Raw genomic sequence first — 20,092 nt, forward strand, 5'->3', positions numbered from 1 at the left:
TCGAGCGGCGCGGCTCAGTAGGCCGACGGATAGCCGCGGAACGGCGCGGCGGCGGCCACGTCGGGCGCGCTCGAGATGCGGTCCCTCGAGCGTCGACCCGCGGCGCCCACGGCCGCGCGCGGCGCGGCGGACGGCGCCGCGGCCCACCCGGCCGCACGCGGCGCTGCCCACGCGGCCGCGCCGATCTGCTCCACCTCCACCGCGGACGGGACGCCGCCCGTGTAGACGAACTGCCCGCGCGGGCCCGGCTCGATCGGGACCGACGCGCGCCGCATCGCGCCCTTCACGAGGCAGCGGTAGTGGAGCACCGACCCGTGCAGGTGCGGGGGCGCGTGCAGCCAGAAGCCGTCGCCCTGCGGCCGGAACGTCACGCCGGGCGGCCCCCCGGCCATGGGCCTGCGGCCGACCGCGCGGTGCACGAGCAGGCCGATGAGGCCGACGACGGCGCTGGCCAGGACGACGCCGCCGCCGACGAACCCCACCATCGCCGCGGTCGACCAGGAGCTCGAGCGAGGCGCCTGCGCGGTCGCCGCCGGCGGCGGGGTCGGGCCGGGCGCCGCGGCAGCGGCGCTCGCCGAGAGCGCGGCGACCACGCGGAAGCCGTTGTCCGCGTTGCGGCTGCCGGGGTCGTTGCGGTACCGCGCCGCGGCGCGCAGGTGCTTCGCGTCCTTGAGCCACGACCCGCCGCGCAGCACGCGCCGGGGCTTGTCGCCGGCCGGGGGCGCCGTCTGCTCGGGGTCGACCGCCGGCCCGGGCGCATAGGGGCCGTACCAGTCGCGACACCACTCGTAGACATTGCCGCTCATGTCGTGCAGGCCGAAGGCGTTCGGCTGCTTCTGCCCGACAGGCCTCGTCCCGCTCCCCGCGTTGGCCTTGAACCACCCGACGGCGGCCGCGGCGCTGTCGTTGTCCCCCGCATAGAACCGCGTCTGGGTCCCCGCGCGGTCGGCGTACTCCCATTGCGCCTCCGTCGGCAGGTCGAAGGCGCGGCCGGTCTTCTGCGTCAGCCAGCGAGTGAACTCGCCCGCGTCCTTGAAGGTCACCAGCGTCACCGGGTGCACGTCGGTCTGCGGGAAGCCGGGAGTCCTCCAGGTGAACTCCTTGCGCTGCGAGAGGCCCTTGCCGTCGAACCCGAACCCGCCGGAGGCGCCGACCTCGGCCTCCGTGCGGTAGCCGGTCTCCGCGGCGAAGCGCGCGAACTGCCCGACCGTGACCGGAAACTTCCCCAGGTAGAAGTCGCGGCCGAGGGTCACGTCCCGGACCGCCTCATCGTCGCCGCGCCCGGCCTCCGCGGGCGGCGAGCCCTGGCGGAAGCGCCCCGCCTTCACCAGCACGAGCTCGAGCTGCACCCCCCCGAGGTCGATCGCGACGGCCGGGGCCGGGTCCGCGGCCCGCGCCGAGGCCGGAGCGAGGAAGGCGACGGCCGCCCCGAGGACGATCGCAGGAGGGAGGCCGCAGGCGGTGGCGCGAGGCTGCACGGGCCCACGCTACCAGAGAGCGCGGCCGAGGTGCGCGCAGCGACGCGAGCGGCGTAAGCGCGCAAGCGACCGAACGGCGGAGGACGCCGGGATCGCCCTCGCCCCGCCGGAAGAGCGGGCGCGCCGGCGCGCCCCTACCTCGCTGCCTTGCGCCACGCTCGCGACATCACACTTGTCAAAACGTCTTTACAGTTCTTCACTCAACACATGATCTGACCTGCAGCAGCGTGAAAACAGCGACAAAACAGCCCGTCAATGCCACTCCGGGTGCCCCATCGGGGCCTGGATCGAGGCTCGACAGGCGCTCGTCCGCATGGCATTCAACGATGCTCGACGCCGGACGCAACCGCGGTCGAGCGCAACCAGGCGACAACTCACGGCGAAGCGAAAGGATGTACGCACTGTCGGCCGAGGCGTTCGATGTGCCATGGCATGCGAACGGACGCGGGGCGCGTGGCTCGTCCTCCGGCGCTGAGGACGTCGTGTCCTTGCTGCCCGATGGCCTCTTCATGACCGATCGTCCAGCGTGGGCGCTCACAGCGAACGCCCCGCAGCTCGCCTTGAACATCGAGCAGCGAGCAGCGGAACGAGCACAGCCTGTACTTGCTCTCGCGACAGGCTCACATGTGCGTGGTGGGGGGATTCCCCCGTCCTGCCGGCATGAGGGAACCGCCAAGTCGCCGCAGGAGCCCCGCGCCGCTGCGGGTGGCAGCGAGGACGGTGGGGAGTTTTTCGCGGCGCTGAGCGTACGTGCCGACATGGCCAGCGGTGCGATCGTCTACCCCCGCGCTATCGCGCTTGATCTGCAGCGGGGCGCCGACAAGGACATTGCTTTTGGCGGCGGCAATCACTATTGCATCGGGGCGACGCTGGCTCGCCTCGATGTGCGCTCGCCATCGACACATCGCTCGGCCGCTCCCCGGGATGGGGCTCGCGGGACCGGCCGAACTGGCGCGGCCGCCCTCGATCCTGGAGATGACTTCATGATGCGTCCGACTCCGCCCTCGGCGGGGTGAGGTCGGCCGCGGACATGCCGGCGCGGACCAGCCGGCGTCGATCGATTTGCCTGGGTGCGCGCCCCTCCGCGAGCCCCCGGGAGTTATGTGCGCGCGACACGACGGGCGCGCGCGAGATGCGATATCAACACACGGCAGGGATCAACGCATGCGAACAACGACCTCACTCATCGCTCTCCTCGGTGCAACTGCGCTCTTCGGCTGTTCTTCCTCGAGCCCCACCCCTCAACCCTCCGAGGACGAGATCCTGGCGCCGCCGGCCGAGGGCACCGGCGTGCAGTATCGGATGGTCTCCACGCTCCAGCCGGCGCAGGAGATCGAGCGCTGCCAGCTGTTCGTCGCGCCGCCGGAGGGGCTCAACGTCAACCGGGAGGTGGTGCGGTTCTCCGGCGGGAGCCACCACGTGCTCCTGTACACGACGCCCTACACGTCGATCCCGACCGAGACGCGCCGCGGCGTCGCCCTGGACGCGACCCAGGTCCACGACTGCAACGACGGCCCCCAGGCCGACTGGGAGGTCAACGGCGTGGTCGCCGGCTCCCAGTCGCCCGACGGCAACTCCTTCCTGGGCGATCTCCCGGACGGCGTGGCGCTCAAGGTCCCGCCGGGCACGGTGCTCCTCATGAACACCCATTACCTGAACTCGTCGTCCAACCCCATCGAGACCGACGCGCGCATCAACCTCTACACGATCGCGGACGACGAGGTGGAGGTCGAGGCGGGCATGCTCTTCCATTACAACCCCTTCATCAGCGTGCCGGCGCACGGAAGCTCCACGGCGCGGATGCGTTGTGTCACCGAGAACGATATCTCTGTCGTGAGGATCCAGTCGCACATGCACCGGCGCGGAGTCGGCTATGCCGCGAACAAGGTCGCTCTCGACGGCACGATGACGGAGCTCTATGCCCACGACAGGTGGGAGGGGGTCCCGTCGAAGGAGTTCTCGCCCTTCCTCGAGGTCAAGGCGGGAGAGTCCCTGGACTACCACTGCGACTTCAACAACGTCGAGGATCGCAACATCGCGCAGGGCCTGACCACCCGCGACGAGATGTGCATGCTGATCGGGCCGTACTTCCCGCGCTCCCCGGCCTACGAGAACTGCCGGACGGAGGAGGGCCTGGAGGCCGCGACGTGGTTCGGCGACGGGCAGACCACGTGCGCCCAGGCGTTCGAGTGCCTCGGCAGCGCCCAGGATGACGCCGCGGCCTACGGCTGCGTGGTGAACAGCTGCGAGAGCGTCGGCCCCCAGCTCTCGGCGGCGCTCGCTTGCCAGATGACGGGAGGGAACGGCGCCTGCATCGAGGCGTGCGACGGCCAGGACGCCGAGGCCTGCAATACCTGCATCGGCACGGCGTGCGGCGCGGAGATGGAGGCCTGTCAGGCCGCGACGTGCGACTGACGTCGCGATGACAGTCGCCGCGGGGCGGCCCTGCTCCGCTCCGCGGCGATCCTCCAGCTCCCGGAGGCGATCATCCCATGCCCGGGGGCGATCCTCCCGCTCCCGGAGACGATCCTCCCACGCCCGAAGGCGATCCTCCCGCTCCCGTACCGCCAGCTCAGGGAGCCGTGAGGAGCTGGGCCGCGAGCTGGATCCCCAGCTCCTCGGCCTTCGCGTGGTCCTCGACGGGATCGACGACCGCCCGCGGCCCCGCGAAGGCGATGTAGGTGACGCCGCTCGCCACCCCGGCGCCCGGCCGCTCGATGCCCACGGCCTGCGCCATCGCGTACGAGCCCATCCCGATCGTATCGCACTCCCCCGTGTCGCCGAGGATGCCATAGGCGACCGTGTCGCCGCGGATGACCGCCACAACGGCCCCCAGCTCGACGCCGGCGTCTCTGTGGTTCCACGCCACCGCGTCGCATTCGGCGGGCCAGCTGTTGGGGGCGACGACGAACGGGAGATGGACCGAGTCGAGCGCGTTTCCCTGCGCGTCGGCCAGCGCCGTGTGAGCCGTCGACGAGGGGCACTCGGAGGACTCGTGGGACAAACCGTCGCAGTCGATCCCCATCCCGGCTTGCCAGAAGTACGCCCCGTTCAGCTGGCAGACAGAAATGCCGGGCTCCGCGCTGCCGTCGAACGCGTTCCTGAAGCTTCCCGACGAGGCCGGGCGGCACGACGCCGTGAGCGCGAGCAGCTCCGCCGCCGTCGGAGGGCCCGGCGGCTGACCCCCGCCGGCGCCGCCCTCGCCGGCCCCGCCGCCGCTGCCCCCGTGGCCTCCCCCGCCTGTGCCCCCCTCGCCAGCGCCCCCCTCGCCGGCGCCAGCGCCTCCCTCGCTTGCGCCGCTCCCGCCTGTGCTGCCGCCGCCTGCGCCGCTCCCGCCTGCGCCGCCCTGGCCGACGCCGCCCGCGCCTGTGCCTCCCCCGCCCTGGCCGACACCGAACTCGAGATCGCCGATCCCGGAGATGCTCGTGCACGCGCTGCCGCCGGAGAGCGCCAGGGCCGCGAGCGCTCCGACACGCCAGCCCCTCCTCGCGCGCAGCGCCAGCGTTCGCATCAGAACTTCCCCTGGAGCTCGATCCGCCCGAGGCCCACCCCGGCGCTCCAGACCACGCCGCGCGGCGCTCGCGGCGGCCCGCCCGCAGCCGCAGGCGCGCCCGCGGCCTCGCTGCCGCCGCCGGGCCGGACCACGAGCAGCACGACGCCCGTCGCGGCCGCCGCCGCGCCCACGATGAAGCTCACGGTGGACACATGGCCCAGCGTGGCCGCCGCATCCGCGTCGGCCTGCAGCTCGGCCGGGCAGCGTCGGCCCTCGCAGCCCGACCTGATGTCCGAGACCTGCGACAGCGACATGAGGCCGGTCACGGCGCCGACGCCGATGCCCACCGCCCCGAGCCCGAACGCGACGCCGGCGGGGACCAGCGAGCCGCCGGCCTCCGCGCCTGCCGGCGCCGCGGGCTCGGCGCGGGGCGGCGCCTTCACCGCGGCCGCCTCCAGCGCGGCGCGCACGCCCGCGAGCTCGGTCTCGGCGTCCTTCCGCGCCTCGAGGAACGCGGTCGGCGGATCCTCCGGGAGCGGCTCGCCGAGGACCTGCTCGTACAGGTCGCGCGCGGCCTCCAGGCGGTCGAGCTTGCGCTGGCACCGCGCCATGTAGAGCACCAGCGTCGGCGCATGAAAGAGGCGATCCGCCTCCTGGAAGACGTCGAACGCCTCCTGCCAGCGGTCCGCGCCGTACAGCTTGAGCCCCTCGTGCGCCTTGGTCCGGGCGGCCTGCTGCGCCTCGGCCGAGGCGCCGGCGGGCGGAGGCGCCCCGAGCGCCGGCACGGCAGCCAGCAACGTCACAACGAACGCACACCGGCGAAGACAGTTCGAGAGCATCATCATCCTTGTCCGTCAGAAGCCGTCAGAAGCCGTCAGGAGCGGTCAGAGACTGGAGCAGAAGCCGGAGAGGGCGCCGCGGCCGTCGCCTGCTTCACGGCCCGCGCTCCCGCGCACGCCGCCTCGCCGCCGCGGGGGTCGACACCTTAAGGGGAAGAGCGCGCCACCGTCCAGCGACGACGCCGATGACCGGCGCCGTGATCTCCCAGGATCCCCGGCGCGCCCGCCGCCCGCCCGGCGACGTCACCGCGACGCCGCGGCGCTGGCCGGGGACCGCGCACGCCGCGCCGGTCAATGGCAAACGAGCGAAACGAGCGGACCGGCGACGACGCCGCGTCGAAACGGATTCGATACATGGCGCATGTTACGGCTTCATGCATGACTTGCCCCCTCAAACGCTCGGATGAAGTAGCGGCGCGAGCTCGATTGAGGCTCGACAATGTCCTGACGGACGAGCGGTCGCTCGTGGACCTGCTCCGGGTGGTCACCGTCGACGTCCACGAGGCAGCGAGCGTCGAAGAGGCGCTGCATCGCACCATCACGCACATCTGCAATCACCTCGGCTGGCCGGTTGGGCATGCGTACGTGCCGGCCGCGGACGATCCGTCTCTGCTCCTTCCCACGGCGCTCTGGCACCTGAACGATGAAGCAAAGTTCGCGACGTTCAAGGCTGTCACCGAGGCGACACAGTTCACCGCGGGGCTCGGTCTTCCCGGGAGGGTGCTCGCCTCGAAGCAGCCGGCGTGGGTGCGCAACGTCACGACGGACGCCAATTTCCCGCGCGCCAGGCTCGCGAGGAACCTGGGCGTGAAGGCGGGGTTCGCGTTCCCCGTGGTGGTCGGCGCGGACGTCGTGGCCGTGCTGGAGTTCTTCTCCGACGCCGAGCACGCGGACGACGGGAAGTTCACCGCGACCATCGGCCGCATCGCGCGGCAGCTCGGCCGCATCTTCGAGCGCAAGCACGGGCAGGAGATGCTGAGCAGGGAGCGGGACTTCATGGCGGCCGTCATGGACCTCGTCGACGGCCTCATCGTGGCGCTCGACGCGCAGGGCCGCATCGTCCGCACGAACAGCGCCGCCGAGCAGGCGCTGGGGAGCGCGCGGGGGCTCCGGGAGGCGCGGTTCCTCTGGGACCTCACGCCGGATCCGCGCGCGTCGGCGCAGCTCAAAGGCCTCTTCGAGCAGCTCGGCTCGGACGGGTCGAAGAAGCAGGTGGAGGTGCCGTGGACGGCTGCAGACGGCGCCCGCCGGGTGACGGCGTGGTCGGGCGCCGTCCTGCGCGGCAGGGACGAGCGGGTCCGGTTCGTCATCATGACCGGCATCGACATGACGGAGCGCAAGCGCGCCGAGGAGGAGCGCGCGCGGCTGCAGGAGGAGGTGATCAAGGCCCAGGACGCCGCGCTGGCGAAGCTGTCCATGCCGCTCATCCCCATCCGCGACGACGTGGTGGTCGTGCCGCTCATCGGCCCGCTCGAGGCCGGGCGGGTGCGCCGCATGATCGAGGCGCTGTCGCGCGGCATCGCGGATCGCCGCACGCGGATCGCCATCATCGACCTGACCGGCGTGGACGAGATCGATCCGCCGGCGATGGAGGCGCTGCTCGAGGCGGTGCGGGTCGCGGGCCTCCTCGGCACGCAGGTGGTCCTCACGGGGATCCGCCCCCAGGTCGCCCACCGCCTCGCCGAGCGCGGCGCGAACATGGGCCGCTGCGCGGTGAAGAGCTCCCTCCAGAGCGGGATCGCGTTCGCGATGGCGAGCCGCTGAGCCGACCAGCGCGCCCGACGTCGGGTGTCGTCCGTCCGCAACCGGAACGGCATCCTCACTGCATGGAACAGGGACGAACGCGACACCGCCGTGCCATCGTTCCGTGCTGTAATGAGACGTTCCTGACAAACCCCTCGTTTTGCTCACATCTTTAGAGAAGAACTCAACAGGGAGGCGGGGAGACGGAGAGAACGGAGTGGTTTCACTCCCCGCCTCCCTGTGAATTTTCCCGAAGAACTCGAGGGGATGCTTCAGGAGACGATCCCCAGAAAGGTCGGGTGCAGCGATATGCGATCGACGTCTTCTTTCTTGAAGCGATGCTCATGGGTTCGACTGCCTCTGCTCACCGCGGCGCTCGCCATGCCCGCGTGCGCGGCCGATCTGCCGCTCGACGAGGAGGAGGGCGCGGAGGCGGAGCTCCTCGGCGAGCACAGCGATGCGCTGTCGACGCGCGTCCGGCTCATGGCCGCCAACATCACGAGCGGCAACAACCAGAGCTACGATCCCGGGCACGGCAAGCGCATCCTGCAGGGAATCAAGCCCGACATCGCCCTGCTGCAAGAGTTCAACTACGGAGGCAACACCGCGTCCGAGATCCGCGGCTTCGTGGACGCGACGTTCGGCGCCGGGTTCAGCTACTACCGCGAGAGCGGGGCGCAGATCCCGAACGGGATCGTGAGCCGGTGGCCGATCGTGGCGTCCGGCGAGTGGGACGACACGTCGGTGAGCAACCGGGACTTCGCGTGGGCGCGCATCGATATCCCCGGCCCCGGCCACGTGTTCGCGATCAGCGTCCACCTCCTGACCTCCAGCGCGTCGGCGCGCGACACGGAGGCGCAGGACCTCGTCTCGTTCATCGAGGCGAACGTGGCCCAGGGCGATTACCTGGTGATCGGCGGCGACTTCAACACGGGGAGCCGGACCGAGGCGTGCGTCTCGAGCCTCTCGGACGTCGTCGTCACGGCCGGGCCCTATCCCGCCGACAGGAACGGGAACGCGAACACCAACGCCGGCAGGACGAAGCCCTACGACTGGGTGCTCGTCGACGGGGACCTGGAGGCGTACGAGACGGCCGTCGTGGTCGGCGGGAGCAGCTTCGCGAACGGCCTGGTGGCGGACACGCGCGTCTACTCGCCGCTGTCCGAGATCAGCCCCGCGCTCTCGTCGGACAGCGGCGCCTCGAACATGCAGCACATGGGCGTCGTGCGCGACTTCCTGGTCCCCGACGGCGGCGGCGGGGGCGGCAGCGGCGGGGCCGGCGGCAGCGGCGGGGCCGGCGGCAGCGGCGGGGCCGGCGGCAGCGGCGGGGCCGGCGGCAGCGGCGGGGGCACGGGCACCGCCGCCGTGATCATCAACGAGGTCCTCGCGAACGAGCCGGGCAGCAACACGGCGGGCGAGTTCGTGGAGATCGTCAATGTCGGCACGGCGGCGGCGGCCCTCGCCGGCTGGACGCTGTCGGACGGCACGTCGACGCGGCACACCTTCCCGACCGGCGCGTCGCTCGCGCCCTCGACGGCCATCGTCGTGTACGGCGGCGCGTCCGCCGTGCCGAGCGGCAGCGGGGCCGTCGCGGCGTCCACGGGGTCCTTGAACCTCGGCAACAGCGGGGACACGGTCACGCTGCGAAGCGCCTCGGGCGCGACCGTGGACACCGTCACCTACGCGAGCGGGCTCGCGGCGCAGGACGGCGTCTCGATGAACCGCAGCCCCGACGCCTCCACGGGGGTGCCGTTCGTGCTGCACAGCACCCTTGGCGCGAGCGCCTCTCCGGGCCTTCGCGCGAACGGCTCGGCGTTCTGAGGCGCCGCTCGGACGAGCGTGGATTGCCCCGCCGGCCCCGGGTCGCCGTGACCCGAGGCCGCCCCGAACCACGGTTGCAGAGGAGTCGATCGGGCTGGTCCCGGAGAGCGGCCAGCCGGCTCCTTCGCTCCAGATCTCCGCGACAGCCCATCGAGGTCGAGCGCCGGAGCGCCGCGCGCGCAGCCAGCACGAGCCTGCTCGCGGCCGCGCGAAGCGTATACCCAGAGGCAGGTACACAGGGTTGACGGTCGGCGCCAGGGCTCTAGAGGGTGAACCGCGTCAAGGTCGGAGGGACCTGACGTACAGCCGATCGTTCGAGACAAGCATCGTTCTCTCAATGGCAGGAGGGGTGATCCATGAGCAGGCTACGCCGCGGTCTCGCTACCCTGGCCGTCGTGTCGCTCACAGCGACGGCCGCCTATGCGCAGATGATGATCTATGCGTACTCCGGGCCCACCACCAGGGACGGAGGGGTCACCGGGACCACCCATCGAACGTTCACCTATGTGTCGATGGGCAGATGGGAGGCACGAACAAAAAATATCTGGAGTGATGGGCTACAGGACCCCGAGCAGGTGGATTACTATCTCGAGTACGACAGAGGGCCCGGGAAGGTCTGCTTGAGCCACGAGAACCAGGGCCCGATCTGTCTCCTCGACGACGGGATCTACACGTATCGCGCGTGGCCGGGGTCCCCGAGCGCCGAGGTGAAGTGGTGGAAGCAGCAGGGGAACGGGTACTGGCAGTCGGGGAGGCCGTGATCCGCGGGCCGCGCTACGGCCGCTCCTCGCCTCCCCGGGCGCGCGCCGCGAGCACGGCCGGAGCGCCGCGCCGTAGCGCCGGGAGCCGCCAGAGCGACTCGACGACGCCGAGCAGGACATAGGCGCCGAGCCCCCAGGCGAGGACGAGCGCGGGCCCCCAGCGGACGGAGAGGAGCGCGCTCGATCCGAGCGCGAGCGCGATGGCCAGCAGCGTGCGGGGGCCGGGCCGGAGATCCTTGAACGAGCGGAACCGGAGCGTCGACACCATCAGCATCGAGACGAGCAGCGTCGTCGCGAGGACGGGCAGCTCGACGCCGGCGCTGCCGAGCTGCTCGTCCGCGCCGCGGTGGGTCATGACGATCGCGAGCAGGATCCCCGCCGCGCCCGTGACAGGGAGGCCCACGATGTACCTCGCGGGCGAAGGCGGCCTGCCCGCCTCGCCCATGGAGAGGACATTGAAGCGGGCGAGCCGGATCGCGCCGCACGCGGCGAACACGGACCCGCCGAGCACGCCGGCCAGACCGAGGCGGTGGAGCGCCCACTGGTACACGAGCAGCGCCGGGGCCACGCCGAAGGAGACGAGATCGGCCAGCGAGTCGAGCTGGACCCCGAACGCGCTCTCGGTCCGGGTCATCCGCGCGACGCGGCCATCGAGCGTGTCGGCGAGCATCGCGAAGAGGATGAGGAGCGCGGCGCGCTGGAAGTCGTCGTCGGACCGCGCGGAGGCCGAGAGCCGTACCGCGTCGAAGCCGCAGAAGACCGAGGACAGCGTGATCAGGTTGGGGAGGAGGTACAGGATCCGCGGTGGCGCGGGCCGCGGCAGTCCCAGCGCCACCTCGCCGCGCCGGCGCTCGGGACGCGCCCTCGTCCGCTGCCCCGGGCCCGCGGGACACCACGGCCCGACGCCGGTGTCCCACGCTGCTCGATGATGTTCTGACATGGTGGCGATCCCGCGGGATGAGGGCGCCGCGGCGCCACGCCGCTGCCCGACGAGCACGCCCGGCCGGGCTCGTAGTACACGAGGCCGCTCTCGTTCAAGCGTTTCCTGGGATATGTTCCGAGCTGTCGTCGGCCCCGCGGCGGGGCGCTGCGTCCTGGCCGCCCGCCGCCGGGGGACGCAAGGGGAGCTCCACGATGAACGTCGCTCCAGCGTTCGGTCTGCTCTCCACCCGGACGGTCCCGCCATGCGACGTCACGATCCAGCGCACCAGATACAGGCCGAGGCCGAGACCGCCGAAATTCCGCACGGACACCGCGCGCTCGAAGCGATTGAAGATCCTGGCCTGATCCTCCTCTGCTATCCCGATCCCCTGATCTCGGACGGTGATCAACGCCGAGTCCCCCTGCCTGCGCACGCCCACGTGAATGGGCTGATGCATGCCGTACTTCATCGCGTTCGACAGAAGGTTGAGCAGGACCTGCTCCAGGCGGGACCTGTCCCAGAACCCAATCACCGGCTCGTCCATGTCGAGCTCTGCCCGGCAGCCGGCCGTCGCGAGCTGCGGCGCCGCCCGCTCGACGATCTCACGGATCAGGCGGGAGAGCTCGATCGGCTCGCACGCCAGCGTCAGTCGTCCGGCGTTCAGCCTCGAGACATCGAGCAGCTCGTTCACGAGATTCCCGAGCCGCGCGCTCTGCCGATGGAGGACGCGGAGCATCGTCTCGAGCCGCGCTGGGCTCGGGTGCGCGGACGGGTCGTGGCGCAAGAGCCGCTCCATTCTCTGAATCTGCATCTGAAGCGACGTGAGCGGGGTCTTGAGCTCATGAGAGGCGATCGTGAGGAATTCGTCCCGTCGCCCGATCGCCTCCTGCGCCAGCGCGTACAGCCGGGTGTTGTCGAGCGCGAGGCCGGCGCGGCGCCCCAGCTCCTCAGCCAGCGCCAGGTCGGCGGGCCCATAACGACGCTGCGGCGCGGTCGCGAGGAGGAACATGACCCCGAGGTGTCGATCGCGCGCGCGGAGCGGAACGCGAAGGTAGGCGTGGACGCCGAGCTGCTGTAGGAGGGGCAGGGCGCGGGCGTCCCCGATCTCGGCCTCGGTCGAGGTCGCCGCCGCGGGTGACGTCAGCGCCTGACGCAGCGCCTCGATCTCTTCGAGGCGCACCCCGGAAGCGGCGGCGCCGAAGACCGCGTCGTCCTCGGAGGAGACGCTGACGAGGCACTGGTCGGAGAGCTCGGGCACCGCGAGATCGGCGACGCTGGCCAGCGTGGCGTCGTAGCCCAGCGCCATCAGCTTGCGGCTCGCCTCGGCCAGAAAGCGCTGGGCCCGCTCGGCCTGCTTGCGCTCGGTGATGTCGGTGGAGATCCCGCAGAGCGCGCGCGGCGCGGCGCCTCTGCCGAGAGGAAATTTGACCGACAGAAAGGTGCGCGGCCCATCGGAGAGCGGCAGCTCCTCCTCCCACTCCATGGGTGCTCCCACCTCGAGCACCTTCCGGTCGTGGTCACGAAGGGCTTCCGCGATCGGACCGGGAACGATCTCCGCGTCGGTCTTCCCGAGGAGCTGCTCGCTCGGCACGCGAAACAGGTCGCACACGCGCCGATTGGCGAGCAGGAAGCGGCCCTCGCGGTCCTTCAGGTAGATGGCCGCCGCCGAGTTGTCGACGATGCCCTGGAGGATCTCTTGATGGGCCTTGAGCTCGTGCTCCGCCCGCCGCCGCTCGAAGTTCTCCTCCTCGAGATCGGAATAGAGCATGGCATTCTCCAGCGAGATCGCCGTTTGCGAGGCGAGCAGCTCGAGCACGTTGAGCCGCCCGGGGGTGAACGCGCCGGTGACCAGGCTGTTCTCCAGGTAGAGGACGCCGAGCAGCCGGGTCTGGCGCGCGATGGGGAGGCACAGCAACGACCTCGGCCGCCTGCGCGTGAAGTACTCGTCCTCCAGGAACGGGTGCGGGGCAGCGGCGTCGTCGAGCAGCACGCGCTCGCGGCTCCGGCGAACATAGTTGAGGATCGATCGCGGGAGCGCCGCCGTCGACCCCTCGCCCAGATCGAGCGATCGCACCGCCCCCCCGCTCGCGTCGATCGCGGCCGCGGTCGAGAGACGCTCGCCCCGGACGAGGAGCACAACCCCCTCCTCGGCGCCCGCGTGCTCGACCACGACGCGCAGCAAGGTCTCGAGCAGGCGCGGCAGCTTCAGCTCTCCGGAGATGCTCTGAGAGGCCTTGACCACCGAAAGGACGTCGAACTGCTCGGCCCGCAGCGCGAAGGTGACGGTGGGGGCGATGGGCCTGCGCTCCACGAGGTGGGGGTAGCGCTGGTCGAGCTGCTCCACCTTGGCATGGGCGCCCCAGCGGAAGTAGCCGGCGCGGGCCATCTGCAGGTAGGCGTCCGCGGCGATGGGGAGGCCGTGCGCGCGGCAGAACCCCGCGGCGAGCTCGCACGCGATGGCCTCGTGCTGGACGAACCCGTGCTCCCGCGCCGACGAGATGGCTTGCTCGTAGAGCCGGTTCGCCTCGGATTCCCGACCCAGGAGCCGGGCGATCTCGGCGCGCACCAGGGCGTGCTTGTGGAGGAAGTTCGCGGGGCAGTTGTCCGCCCACACGCCGAGCTGCCTCTCGCCCGCGAGGAGGCCCTCGGGGAGATCTCGAGGCGACGACGGCGGCTCTTCGTAGGCGGCGGCGAGCGCGAGCGTCCGATAGAAGACGAACTCGACGATCAAGGGCCCCATTTCGAACCGCCAGGCTTGCTCGGCGCTCGCGATGGTCGTCGCCGCGACCGCCTCCCTCGGGTGGCCGAGCACGAACAACGCCTGTGCTTTCAATATATAGTAGAAGCAGTGAACCCCCTCCAGATCCTTCGGATCCAGCCGCGCCTCGAAGGCCGCCTGATCCAGGACCGATCCATCGAGCATCGAGAGGCGGGCTGGCCTCCCTCGAAGCGCCTGGATCAGGCAATGAACACCGAGGAGAAATTCATGAGAGAACGCGTGACGGGCTCGGCGCACGAAGCCAAGTCGATCGTCGACCTCATGAAGGACGTCCTCAAGGGGCTCGCCGCAGGAGAGCGGGAACAGCGGAGAGTACTGGCAGTTGCTGCATGCCAGATGCAGATCGCCGGACGCGATCGCGGCGTCGAAGCCGATACGGGAATAAGAGGATGCCTCCCGGTAGTGCCGCCGCCAGAAGATCAAGTGATTGCCGAATATGGTAAATACAAAGGACTTCGTGAGGAGGCTGCTCCCGCCCGCCAGGCCGCAGGCGAGCTCGCCGAAGCGGAACGCCTCGTTGTATTTCCAGTACCTCCGGGCGATCTCGACCGCGAAGGTGCTGTACGCGTGGGCGGAGCTCTCGGCGTTGCCGTGGCGCAGGCTGAGCTCGATCTTGCGCACGTTGACGAGGTACATCAGGTTCGGGTCCACGAAATAAGCGGCGAGGGCCACACCTCGCAGGACACCCATCACGACCTTGATCTCCGGGTGTGTCATGGGGGGCAGGCGGATCAGATCCTCGATCGCCCGGTCCCCCAGCGCCTGCCACACGCGCTCGGTCGCTTCTTCGACCTGGGCGTCGCTGGGATGGATCGGTAAATCGATGCCGAAGGCGCGGAGGCACCGGAGCCCGAGCTCCAGCGCGCGGACGCTCTGCCTGCGGGTCACATGGAAGCCGACCGCGAGCTCGACGACCGCGGCCCTCTCGAGCTCGGTCCGCGCTCGAGACATGAGCTCTTCGAAGAGCGGCTCGGCGTCCTCGAAACTGCCCGTGACGTACGCGGCGTATGCGCGCTCGAAGGTCAGGTCGTAGGTCAGCTCGTACTGCGTCTCCCAGCGGTCCGGCGCGAGCAATGCCATGCCCGCGGCGAAGTGGTCGGCCGCGCCGTGGAACGCCGCCGCGGCCTTGGCCTTCCTGCCGGCGCGGAGGTTCAACGCGGCGAGCTCTTCCCTCTCCGCCCGGGAACGGACGAGCGTCGCGCCGCGGTTGAGGTGCCCTATGACGTCGAAGATCATGTCCTCACGCTCCTCCGCGCGCTGCCGCTCCAGGAGCAGCCGGCCAATCCCCAGGTGCACCTCGGCGAGCCGTTCGGCCGGGATCAACGCGTAGGCGGCTTGCTGCACCCGATCGTGGAGGAACCTGTAGGCCCCGCCCTGACCGACGATCAACCCCTCCTGCACGGCCTCTTCGAGCGCCTCGCGGAGCTCTGCCGCCGGCCGCTTCGCGACCACCGCGAGGGTGTCGAGGTCCAGGCGGCTGCCCAGGCACGCGGCGAGCTTGAGCGCGTCCAGCGCCACGACCGGGAGCCGCCTCAGCTTCTCCGTCATCAGCTCGACGATGTTGTCGGTGAAGCCCTTGCCGCGGATCGCGGCGATGTCCCACCGCCATGCGCCGGCCTCCGCGTCGAGGGTGATGAGCCCCTCTTGATGCAGCGCGATCAAGAACTGGAGCACGAAGAACGGGTTGCCGCCGGTCTTCTCGTAGACCAGCCGCGCGAGGGGCTCGGCGCGCGCCGCGCTGGCGTGGACCGCCTCGGCCACGAGCGCTCCGACATCAGCCCCCGAGAGCGGCGCGAGCACGACGTCGGAGACGACGGCGCCGCGCTTCCTCGCCTCGGCCAGCATGCGCGGAAGCGGGTGCGCGGGGGCGACCTCGTTGTCGCGGTAGGCGCCGAGCAGGAGCAGGTGCGCGGTCTCGGTGCACGTCACGAGCTGCTCGACGAGCTTCAAGCTGGCCGCGTCAGCCCATTGGAGATCGTCGAGGAAGAGCACCACGGGGTGCTCTTTCTGGGCAGTCACCGCGACGAAGCGCTGGATTGTCGCGAACAGCCGGCTCTGGGCTTCGGTCGCCGGGAGCTCGGGCATGGGCTCTCGCGGGCCCACGAGCTGCTCGATCTCGGGCAGCACGTCGGCGAGCAGCCGACCGTTCGAGCCAAGGGCCTCCCGGAGACGCTGCCGGAAGCGGTCGACCCGCTCCTCGCTGGCGGAGAGGATCTCCTGCAAGAGACCCCGGAACGCCTGGAGGAAAGGAAGGTAGGGGATGTTCCTGTTGTACTGGTCGCATTTGCCGGAGAGGAAATACCCTCGCTCCCGCACCACCGGGCTGTGCAGCCCGGCGACGAGCGACGTCTTGCCGATGCCCGAGTACCCCGACACGAGCACGAGCTCCGGCCGGCCCTGCGCCACCACCCGCTCGAAGGCGGCGCGCAGCGCCTCGACCTCACGCTCGCGTCCATAGAGCCGCTGCGGGACCAGGAAGCGGTCGGAGAGGTCGCGCTGCCCGAGCGCAAAGGCCTTGATGGTGCCGGTGGCCCGCCACGCTGCGAAGCACGCCTCCAGGTCGCGCCGCAGGCCGAGCGCGCTCTGGTAACGCTCCTCCGCGGCCTTGGCCAGCAGCTTGAGCACGACGGCGGACAGCGGCGGGGGAACGGAGGGCAGGATCACGTGGGGCGGGAGCGGCGTTCGGGCGATATGGCAATGCACCCATTCCAGGGGATCGCGCGCCTCGAAGGGCAGGCGGCCCGTGAGCATCTGGTAGAACGTAACCCCGAGGGAGTACAGGTCGGTCCGCTCGTCGATCCAGCGGTTCATCCGGCCCGTCTGCTCCGGGGCCATATAGGCCAGCGTCCCCTCGATGAGACCTGCGCGGGTGAGGTTCTGGGACTCGCGAGGCGCTCGGGAGGCGATCCCCAGATCGGTGATCTTGACCTCGTCGGTATCCGGGTTGTAGAGCAGGTTTTGAGGCTTGATGTCCTTGTGGACGAGTCGATGTCGATGCAGCTCGGCGAGCGCCGCGGCGATGCGGAGGGCGAGGGGGAAGAAGCGCTCGAGCGGCATCGGCTCGTCGAGGGAAAGATCGAGCGGGCGGCCCCCGAAGTCCTCCAGTATCAGCGCAGACTGGCCGTGGAGCGCGTCGATCGCGTAAGGCTTGACGACGGCCGGAGCGTCGATCGCACTGGAGATTTCGTACTCGTGGAGCAGCCGCCCGAGAGCGCGGGGGTCGGCGTGGTCGGGTCGCAAGACCTTGAGCACCACCGGCCGGTCGTCTTCTTCGCGACGCGCTCGAAAGACGAGGGTATCTGCCCCTTCATGGAGAAGCTCGAGGCTGACATAATGTGAATCCCTGGCCATGGGAGAGCCTTGGAAGACGATCGGGCTAGGTCAGCGCGACGCGCGCCCAATTCACAGAGTTATCGAGCACGGTTGCACATCGCGCAGAGGTGCGCAGCCGGGCCGCCGCCGACCGTCGGGGCGTCGAGGTGGGCGCGGGCGAGCTCGGGAGCCAGGCCGCCGCCCGGTCGCCCGTCACAACGTCAGAGCAGCACCGCGATGACGCCGGCCACGATGAGCGCGACGGCCCAGGCCCGATCGAGGTTGAACCAGGCGGTGCGAAGGATGGCGACGCCGAGCTTGTGATAGACCACGAACGCGACCGCGGCCGCCGCCGCCATCATGGCGGCGGTGTGGACGAGGACCGCGGCGAGGTAGCCGAGAGGGCTCGCGAGCGACAGGCCAGCCGCGTTGTGACACCCGCCGCCGTGGCACGGAGCGGGGTTGCCTTCGCCGAGCAGGAAGACCGGGATCAGCATGAGCCCCGCGCCGTGCGCGGTGGCCATCAGGAAGGACCACCAGGTCAGGTCGCGGAAGCCGACGCGCATCCCGACCCACCTCGGGTGCCGCGGCCTCACCAGCTTGAGCACGCCGAACGCGACGAGCGCGGCCGCCGTGAGCCACCGGAGCGCCGCGGCGGGGACGCTCGCGAGCCCGACCCCGAGCAGCGCGACCGTGAGGCCGATCGACGCCGCGTGGCCGAGCGCGATGGGGACGAGCGCCCGCCGCACCGCGCCGCTGCTCTTCTCCTGCAGGCCCAGGGCGACGGCGAACAGCCAGCCCATGCCAGGGTTGACGCCGTGATAGGCGCCGAGGAGCGCCAGCGTGAGCCAGGGCATCATGGCCGGCTAGGGGTAGCAGAACGAGTCGGACGACGCGTCGCCCCCCTCGAGCCGCACCTGGTGAGGGCGCAGCGCGCCGAAATCGACGAAGAACTCGGGATCGACCGTGATGCCCCCGCCCGCCGCCACATCGACCTTGGCCATCCAGCCGCCCACGCCCTCGGGATAGAACTGCTCGTCCCACGACGCGTAAAGCGAGTTCGTGAAGTAGACGCGCCGGCCGTCGCGGCTCACCTCGACCATCTGCGGCCCGCCCCGCAGCGGGCCGGAGCGGCGATGCGCCGCCCGGCGGACGATCCCGCCGAGGTGCACCGAGCCGGCCAGCTTCGGGTGGAACGGGTCCGATACATCGTACTGGCGGAGCTCGCCTGTGCCCCAGCAAGACACGTAGAGGAACCGGTCGTCGAGGGAGAGGTTGATGTCGGTGATCAGCGGCGGCACCGCCTTGAAGCCCTTGAGCAGCGGCGGCAAGAGGTCGGGATCCGCCGGCTCGGCCGGCACCTCGATCACCTTGCGGATCGCCCACCGATCGCCGTCGCGATGCCAGAGCCAGATCGAGGCGGAGAGATCCTTGACGCTCACGACGACGCCGACGAAGCCATACGCCTTGGTCGGGTCGTGGGCGGGGCGGAGCTCCAGCGCCATCTGGTGCTCATCGCCGAGATCCAGCGCCTGGAGGTGCTTGCGTTTCCGCAGGTCCCATACATGGACGCGGTGTCCGTACTTCTTGCCGAGCAGGAGCTCCGGATTCACGCCGTCCTCGATCATCTTCGGCGTCCCCCACTCGCTCGTGAGGAGGGTGTCGTGGCCGAGGTGCCACCAGAAGTCGTAGTGGAGGAACTGCGGTCCGCGATCGATCTCCCATCGGCCGAGCACATCGAAGCTCTCGCAGTCGAGCACGAAGATGCCCCCCGGCCCGTCGCCGTCAGGGCCGCCGAGCGCGCTCACGTAGATGCCGTCGGGGCCGCAGTGCAGCGTGTGCGGGCGCGAGTAGCCGGCCCGCTTCGCGATCTCCTCGGCGCGCACCGTGTGGACGAGCTCGGGGCGGCGCGGGTCCGGCTTGACGTCGAAGACGAAGATGTTCGACGAGCGGAGCGCCGGGAGCAGGAGGAAGCGGCGCTCGACGTGGGGGTGCGGCGCGTAGGGGCACAGGGCGGCGCTGCACGCGTTCCAGCCGGAATGGTGGAGCTCATCGCCATAGGTCGGCAGCTCGTTGACCGAGACCAGGGTGCCGTACGCCGGCGACCTCGGATCGAGATCGACGACCGTGAGCGCGTCATGGCGCAGCTCGCCCGGGCGCTTCAGGGCGGCGCCCGCGTCGAGCGCGGTCACGTAGGCCAGCCGCTCGGGCGGCGCCTCCATCGCCAGGCGCGGCGACGGGTAAAAGGTGGGATCCGGACGAAACCGCATGCGCTGCGTCTCTTTGAGCTTGGGCGTTCGCGTGTTCTTCCAAGGCGCCGCCGGCGAGGACCGGCGCGCTCCGAGCCTACCCCTACCCCTTCAGATCGGTGCTGAGAAATACCTCGTGGATATCGAGCTTGCTCGGGCCCGCGAACATCTCCTTCGGCGCGCGGTTCCTGTGCGCCTCCGCGAACGCGGGGCTCCGCGTCCAGGCGATGAAGTCGTCCATGGACCGCCACCAGGTCTTCACCTCGTAGAACCCCTGCGCGTCCGGGTCCGGGCTCCACGCGCCGGTCGCGTGGTCCAGCTTCATCGGCTTCGGCCTGTGGACCTCGTTCCGGATGAAGCCGGGCGCCTGATCGACCAGGTGGACCCTGTTCTTGAAGCGATCCTCGAAATCGGCCTCGTGGCCCTCGGCGACGGGGATGCGGTTGGTGACGACGATCATCGCTCCTCTCCTTCTTGCTCGTACGGGAGGCCCGCATGCTGCGGGCGACGGAAAGCTTAGCAGCGCCTGTGCCCGACCGGGGCCGCGCGGCGCTCGCCGCCCTGCTCGCGCGCTCCCGCGCTGGCGCCGCCCGCACGCCGGCAGAATGCCTGGGAATCCCTCGGAGCTCAATGCAATGCCGCCGGCGACACGCAACCGATCAGAACCATCGCTACGGGTTCACCCTAACCGCTCC

General features: G+C 70.6%; 12 protein-coding genes. 4 read left to right on the plus strand and 8 right to left on the minus strand.

Translation table 11 applies throughout. The features are described from left to right. Nucleotides 1-14 precede the first annotated feature (14 nt). Nucleotides 15-1,478 carry a formylglycine-generating enzyme family protein gene (locus POL72_RS14135; RefSeq protein ID WP_272095727.1) on the minus strand — a complete coding sequence of 488 codons (1,464 nt, stop codon included), beginning with the start codon at nucleotides 1,476-1,478 and terminating at the stop codon, nucleotides 15-17. A 1,164-nt stretch (nucleotides 1,479-2,642) separates the two neighbouring features. On the opposite strand from POL72_RS14135, the gene POL72_RS14140 reads away from it, so the two are divergent. Beyond that, the gene (locus tag POL72_RS14140; protein WP_272095728.1) at nucleotides 2,643-3,893 is read left to right on the plus strand and encodes a monooxygenase; all 1,251 of its coding nucleotides are present in this window, start codon (nucleotides 2,643-2,645) and stop codon (nucleotides 3,891-3,893) included. A gap of 157 nt (nucleotides 3,894-4,050) precedes the next feature. Here the strand turns inward: POL72_RS14140 and POL72_RS14145 are convergent, their stop codons facing one another. Both POL72_RS14145 and POL72_RS14150 read right to left on the minus strand, forming a co-directional pair. Next, nucleotides 4,051-4,989 carry a glycoside hydrolase family 75 protein gene (locus POL72_RS14145; RefSeq protein ID WP_272095730.1) on the minus strand — a complete coding sequence of 313 codons (939 nt, stop codon included), beginning with the start codon at nucleotides 4,987-4,989 and terminating at the stop codon, nucleotides 4,051-4,053. Beyond that, nucleotides 4,989-5,816, minus strand: coding sequence for a tetratricopeptide repeat protein (locus tag POL72_RS14150; RefSeq protein ID WP_272095732.1), 828 nt, complete (start codon nucleotides 5,814-5,816; stop codon nucleotides 4,989-4,991). The genes POL72_RS14145 and POL72_RS14150 overlap by 1 nt, the downstream gene beginning before the upstream one ends. Before the next feature lie 420 nt (nucleotides 5,817-6,236). Here POL72_RS14150 and POL72_RS14155 point away from each other — a divergent pair, with 420 nt between their 5' ends. The 3 genes from POL72_RS14155 (at nucleotide 6,237) to POL72_RS14165 (ending at nucleotide 10,135) form a co-directional block, all read left to right on the plus strand. Then, nucleotides 6,237-7,574 carry an STAS domain-containing protein gene (locus tag POL72_RS14155; protein ID WP_272095733.1) on the plus strand — a complete coding sequence of 446 codons (1,338 nt, stop codon included), beginning with the start codon at nucleotides 6,237-6,239 and terminating at the stop codon, nucleotides 7,572-7,574. Nucleotides 7,575-7,934: 360 nt separating this feature from the next. Then, nucleotides 7,935-9,374 (plus strand): lamin tail domain-containing protein, encoded by a 1,440-nt coding sequence (locus tag POL72_RS14160; RefSeq protein ID WP_272095734.1) that lies wholly within the window; start codon nucleotides 7,935-7,937, stop codon nucleotides 9,372-9,374. 356 nt (nucleotides 9,375-9,730) lie between these two features. Beyond that, on the plus strand, nucleotides 9,731-10,135 hold the full coding sequence (locus POL72_RS14165) for a hypothetical protein (protein WP_272095735.1): 405 nt from the start codon (nucleotides 9,731-9,733) through the stop codon (nucleotides 10,133-10,135). A gap of 13 nt (nucleotides 10,136-10,148) precedes the next feature. On the opposite strand, the gene pssA is transcribed toward POL72_RS14165, so the two are convergent. From pssA to POL72_RS14190, 5 genes are all read right to left on the minus strand, one after another. Next, on the minus strand, nucleotides 10,149-11,075 hold the full coding sequence (gene pssA, locus POL72_RS14170) for a CDP-diacylglycerol--serine O-phosphatidyltransferase (protein WP_272095736.1): 927 nt from the start codon (nucleotides 11,073-11,075) through the stop codon (nucleotides 10,149-10,151). Between the two features lie 94 nt (nucleotides 11,076-11,169). Continuing rightward, nucleotides 11,170-17,187 carry an AAA family ATPase gene (locus POL72_RS14175; RefSeq protein ID WP_272095737.1) on the minus strand — a complete coding sequence of 2,006 codons (6,018 nt, stop codon included), beginning with the start codon at nucleotides 17,185-17,187 and terminating at the stop codon, nucleotides 11,170-11,172. Nucleotides 17,188-17,369: 182 nt separating this feature from the next. Beyond that, nucleotides 17,370-18,008, minus strand: a complete 639-nt coding sequence (locus POL72_RS14180; protein WP_272095738.1) for a hypothetical protein — start codon at nucleotides 18,006-18,008, stop codon at nucleotides 17,370-17,372. Nucleotides 18,009-18,014: 6 nt separating this feature from the next. Continuing rightward, the gene (locus POL72_RS14185) at nucleotides 18,015-19,418 is read right to left on the minus strand and encodes a selenium-binding protein SBP56-related protein (RefSeq protein WP_272095739.1); all 1,404 of its coding nucleotides are present in this window, start codon (nucleotides 19,416-19,418) and stop codon (nucleotides 18,015-18,017) included. A gap of 82 nt (nucleotides 19,419-19,500) precedes the next feature. Beyond that, nucleotides 19,501-19,857 (minus strand): antibiotic biosynthesis monooxygenase family protein, encoded by a 357-nt coding sequence (locus POL72_RS14190; protein ID WP_012239378.1) that lies wholly within the window; start codon nucleotides 19,855-19,857, stop codon nucleotides 19,501-19,503. Between the last annotated feature and the right edge of the window lie 235 nt (nucleotides 19,858-20,092).

The organism is Sorangium aterium, from assembly GCF_028368935.1.
GTDB classification, from domain to species: domain Bacteria; phylum Myxococcota_A; class Polyangia; order Polyangiales; family Polyangiaceae; genus Sorangium; species Sorangium atrum.

What these genes read in the sequence shown, in the direction of transcription:
- POL72_RS14140 (WP_272095728.1), top strand. Translation starts at nt 2,643, where the DNA reads ATGCGAACAACGACCTCACTCATCGCTCTCCTCGGTGCAACTGCGCTC.
- POL72_RS14145 (WP_272095730.1), bottom strand. Translation starts at nt 4,989, where the DNA reads ATGCGAACGCTGGCGCTGCGCGCGAGGAGGGGCTGGCGTGTCGGAGCG.
- POL72_RS14150 (WP_272095732.1), bottom strand. Translation starts at nt 5,816, where the DNA reads ATGATGATGCTCTCGAACTGTCTTCGCCGGTGTGCGTTCGTTGTGACG.
- POL72_RS14160 (WP_272095734.1), top strand. Translation starts at nt 7,935, where the DNA reads ATGCCCGCGTGCGCGGCCGATCTGCCGCTCGACGAGGAGGAGGGCGCG.
- POL72_RS14165 (WP_272095735.1), top strand. Translation starts at nt 9,731, where the DNA reads ATGAGCAGGCTACGCCGCGGTCTCGCTACCCTGGCCGTCGTGTCGCTC.
- pssA (WP_272095736.1), bottom strand. Translation starts at nt 11,075, where the DNA reads ATGTCAGAACATCATCGAGCAGCGTGGGACACCGGCGTCGGGCCGTGG.
- POL72_RS14175 (WP_272095737.1), bottom strand. Translation starts at nt 17,187, where the DNA reads ATGGCCAGGGATTCACATTATGTCAGCCTCGAGCTTCTCCATGAAGGG.
- POL72_RS14180 (WP_272095738.1), bottom strand. Translation starts at nt 18,008, where the DNA reads ATGATGCCCTGGCTCACGCTGGCGCTCCTCGGCGCCTATCACGGCGTC.
- POL72_RS14185 (WP_272095739.1), bottom strand. Translation starts at nt 19,418, where the DNA reads ATGCGGTTTCGTCCGGATCCCACCTTTTACCCGTCGCCGCGCCTGGCG.
- POL72_RS14190 (WP_012239378.1), bottom strand. Translation starts at nt 19,857, where the DNA reads ATGATCGTCGTCACCAACCGCATCCCCGTCGCCGAGGGCCACGAGGCC.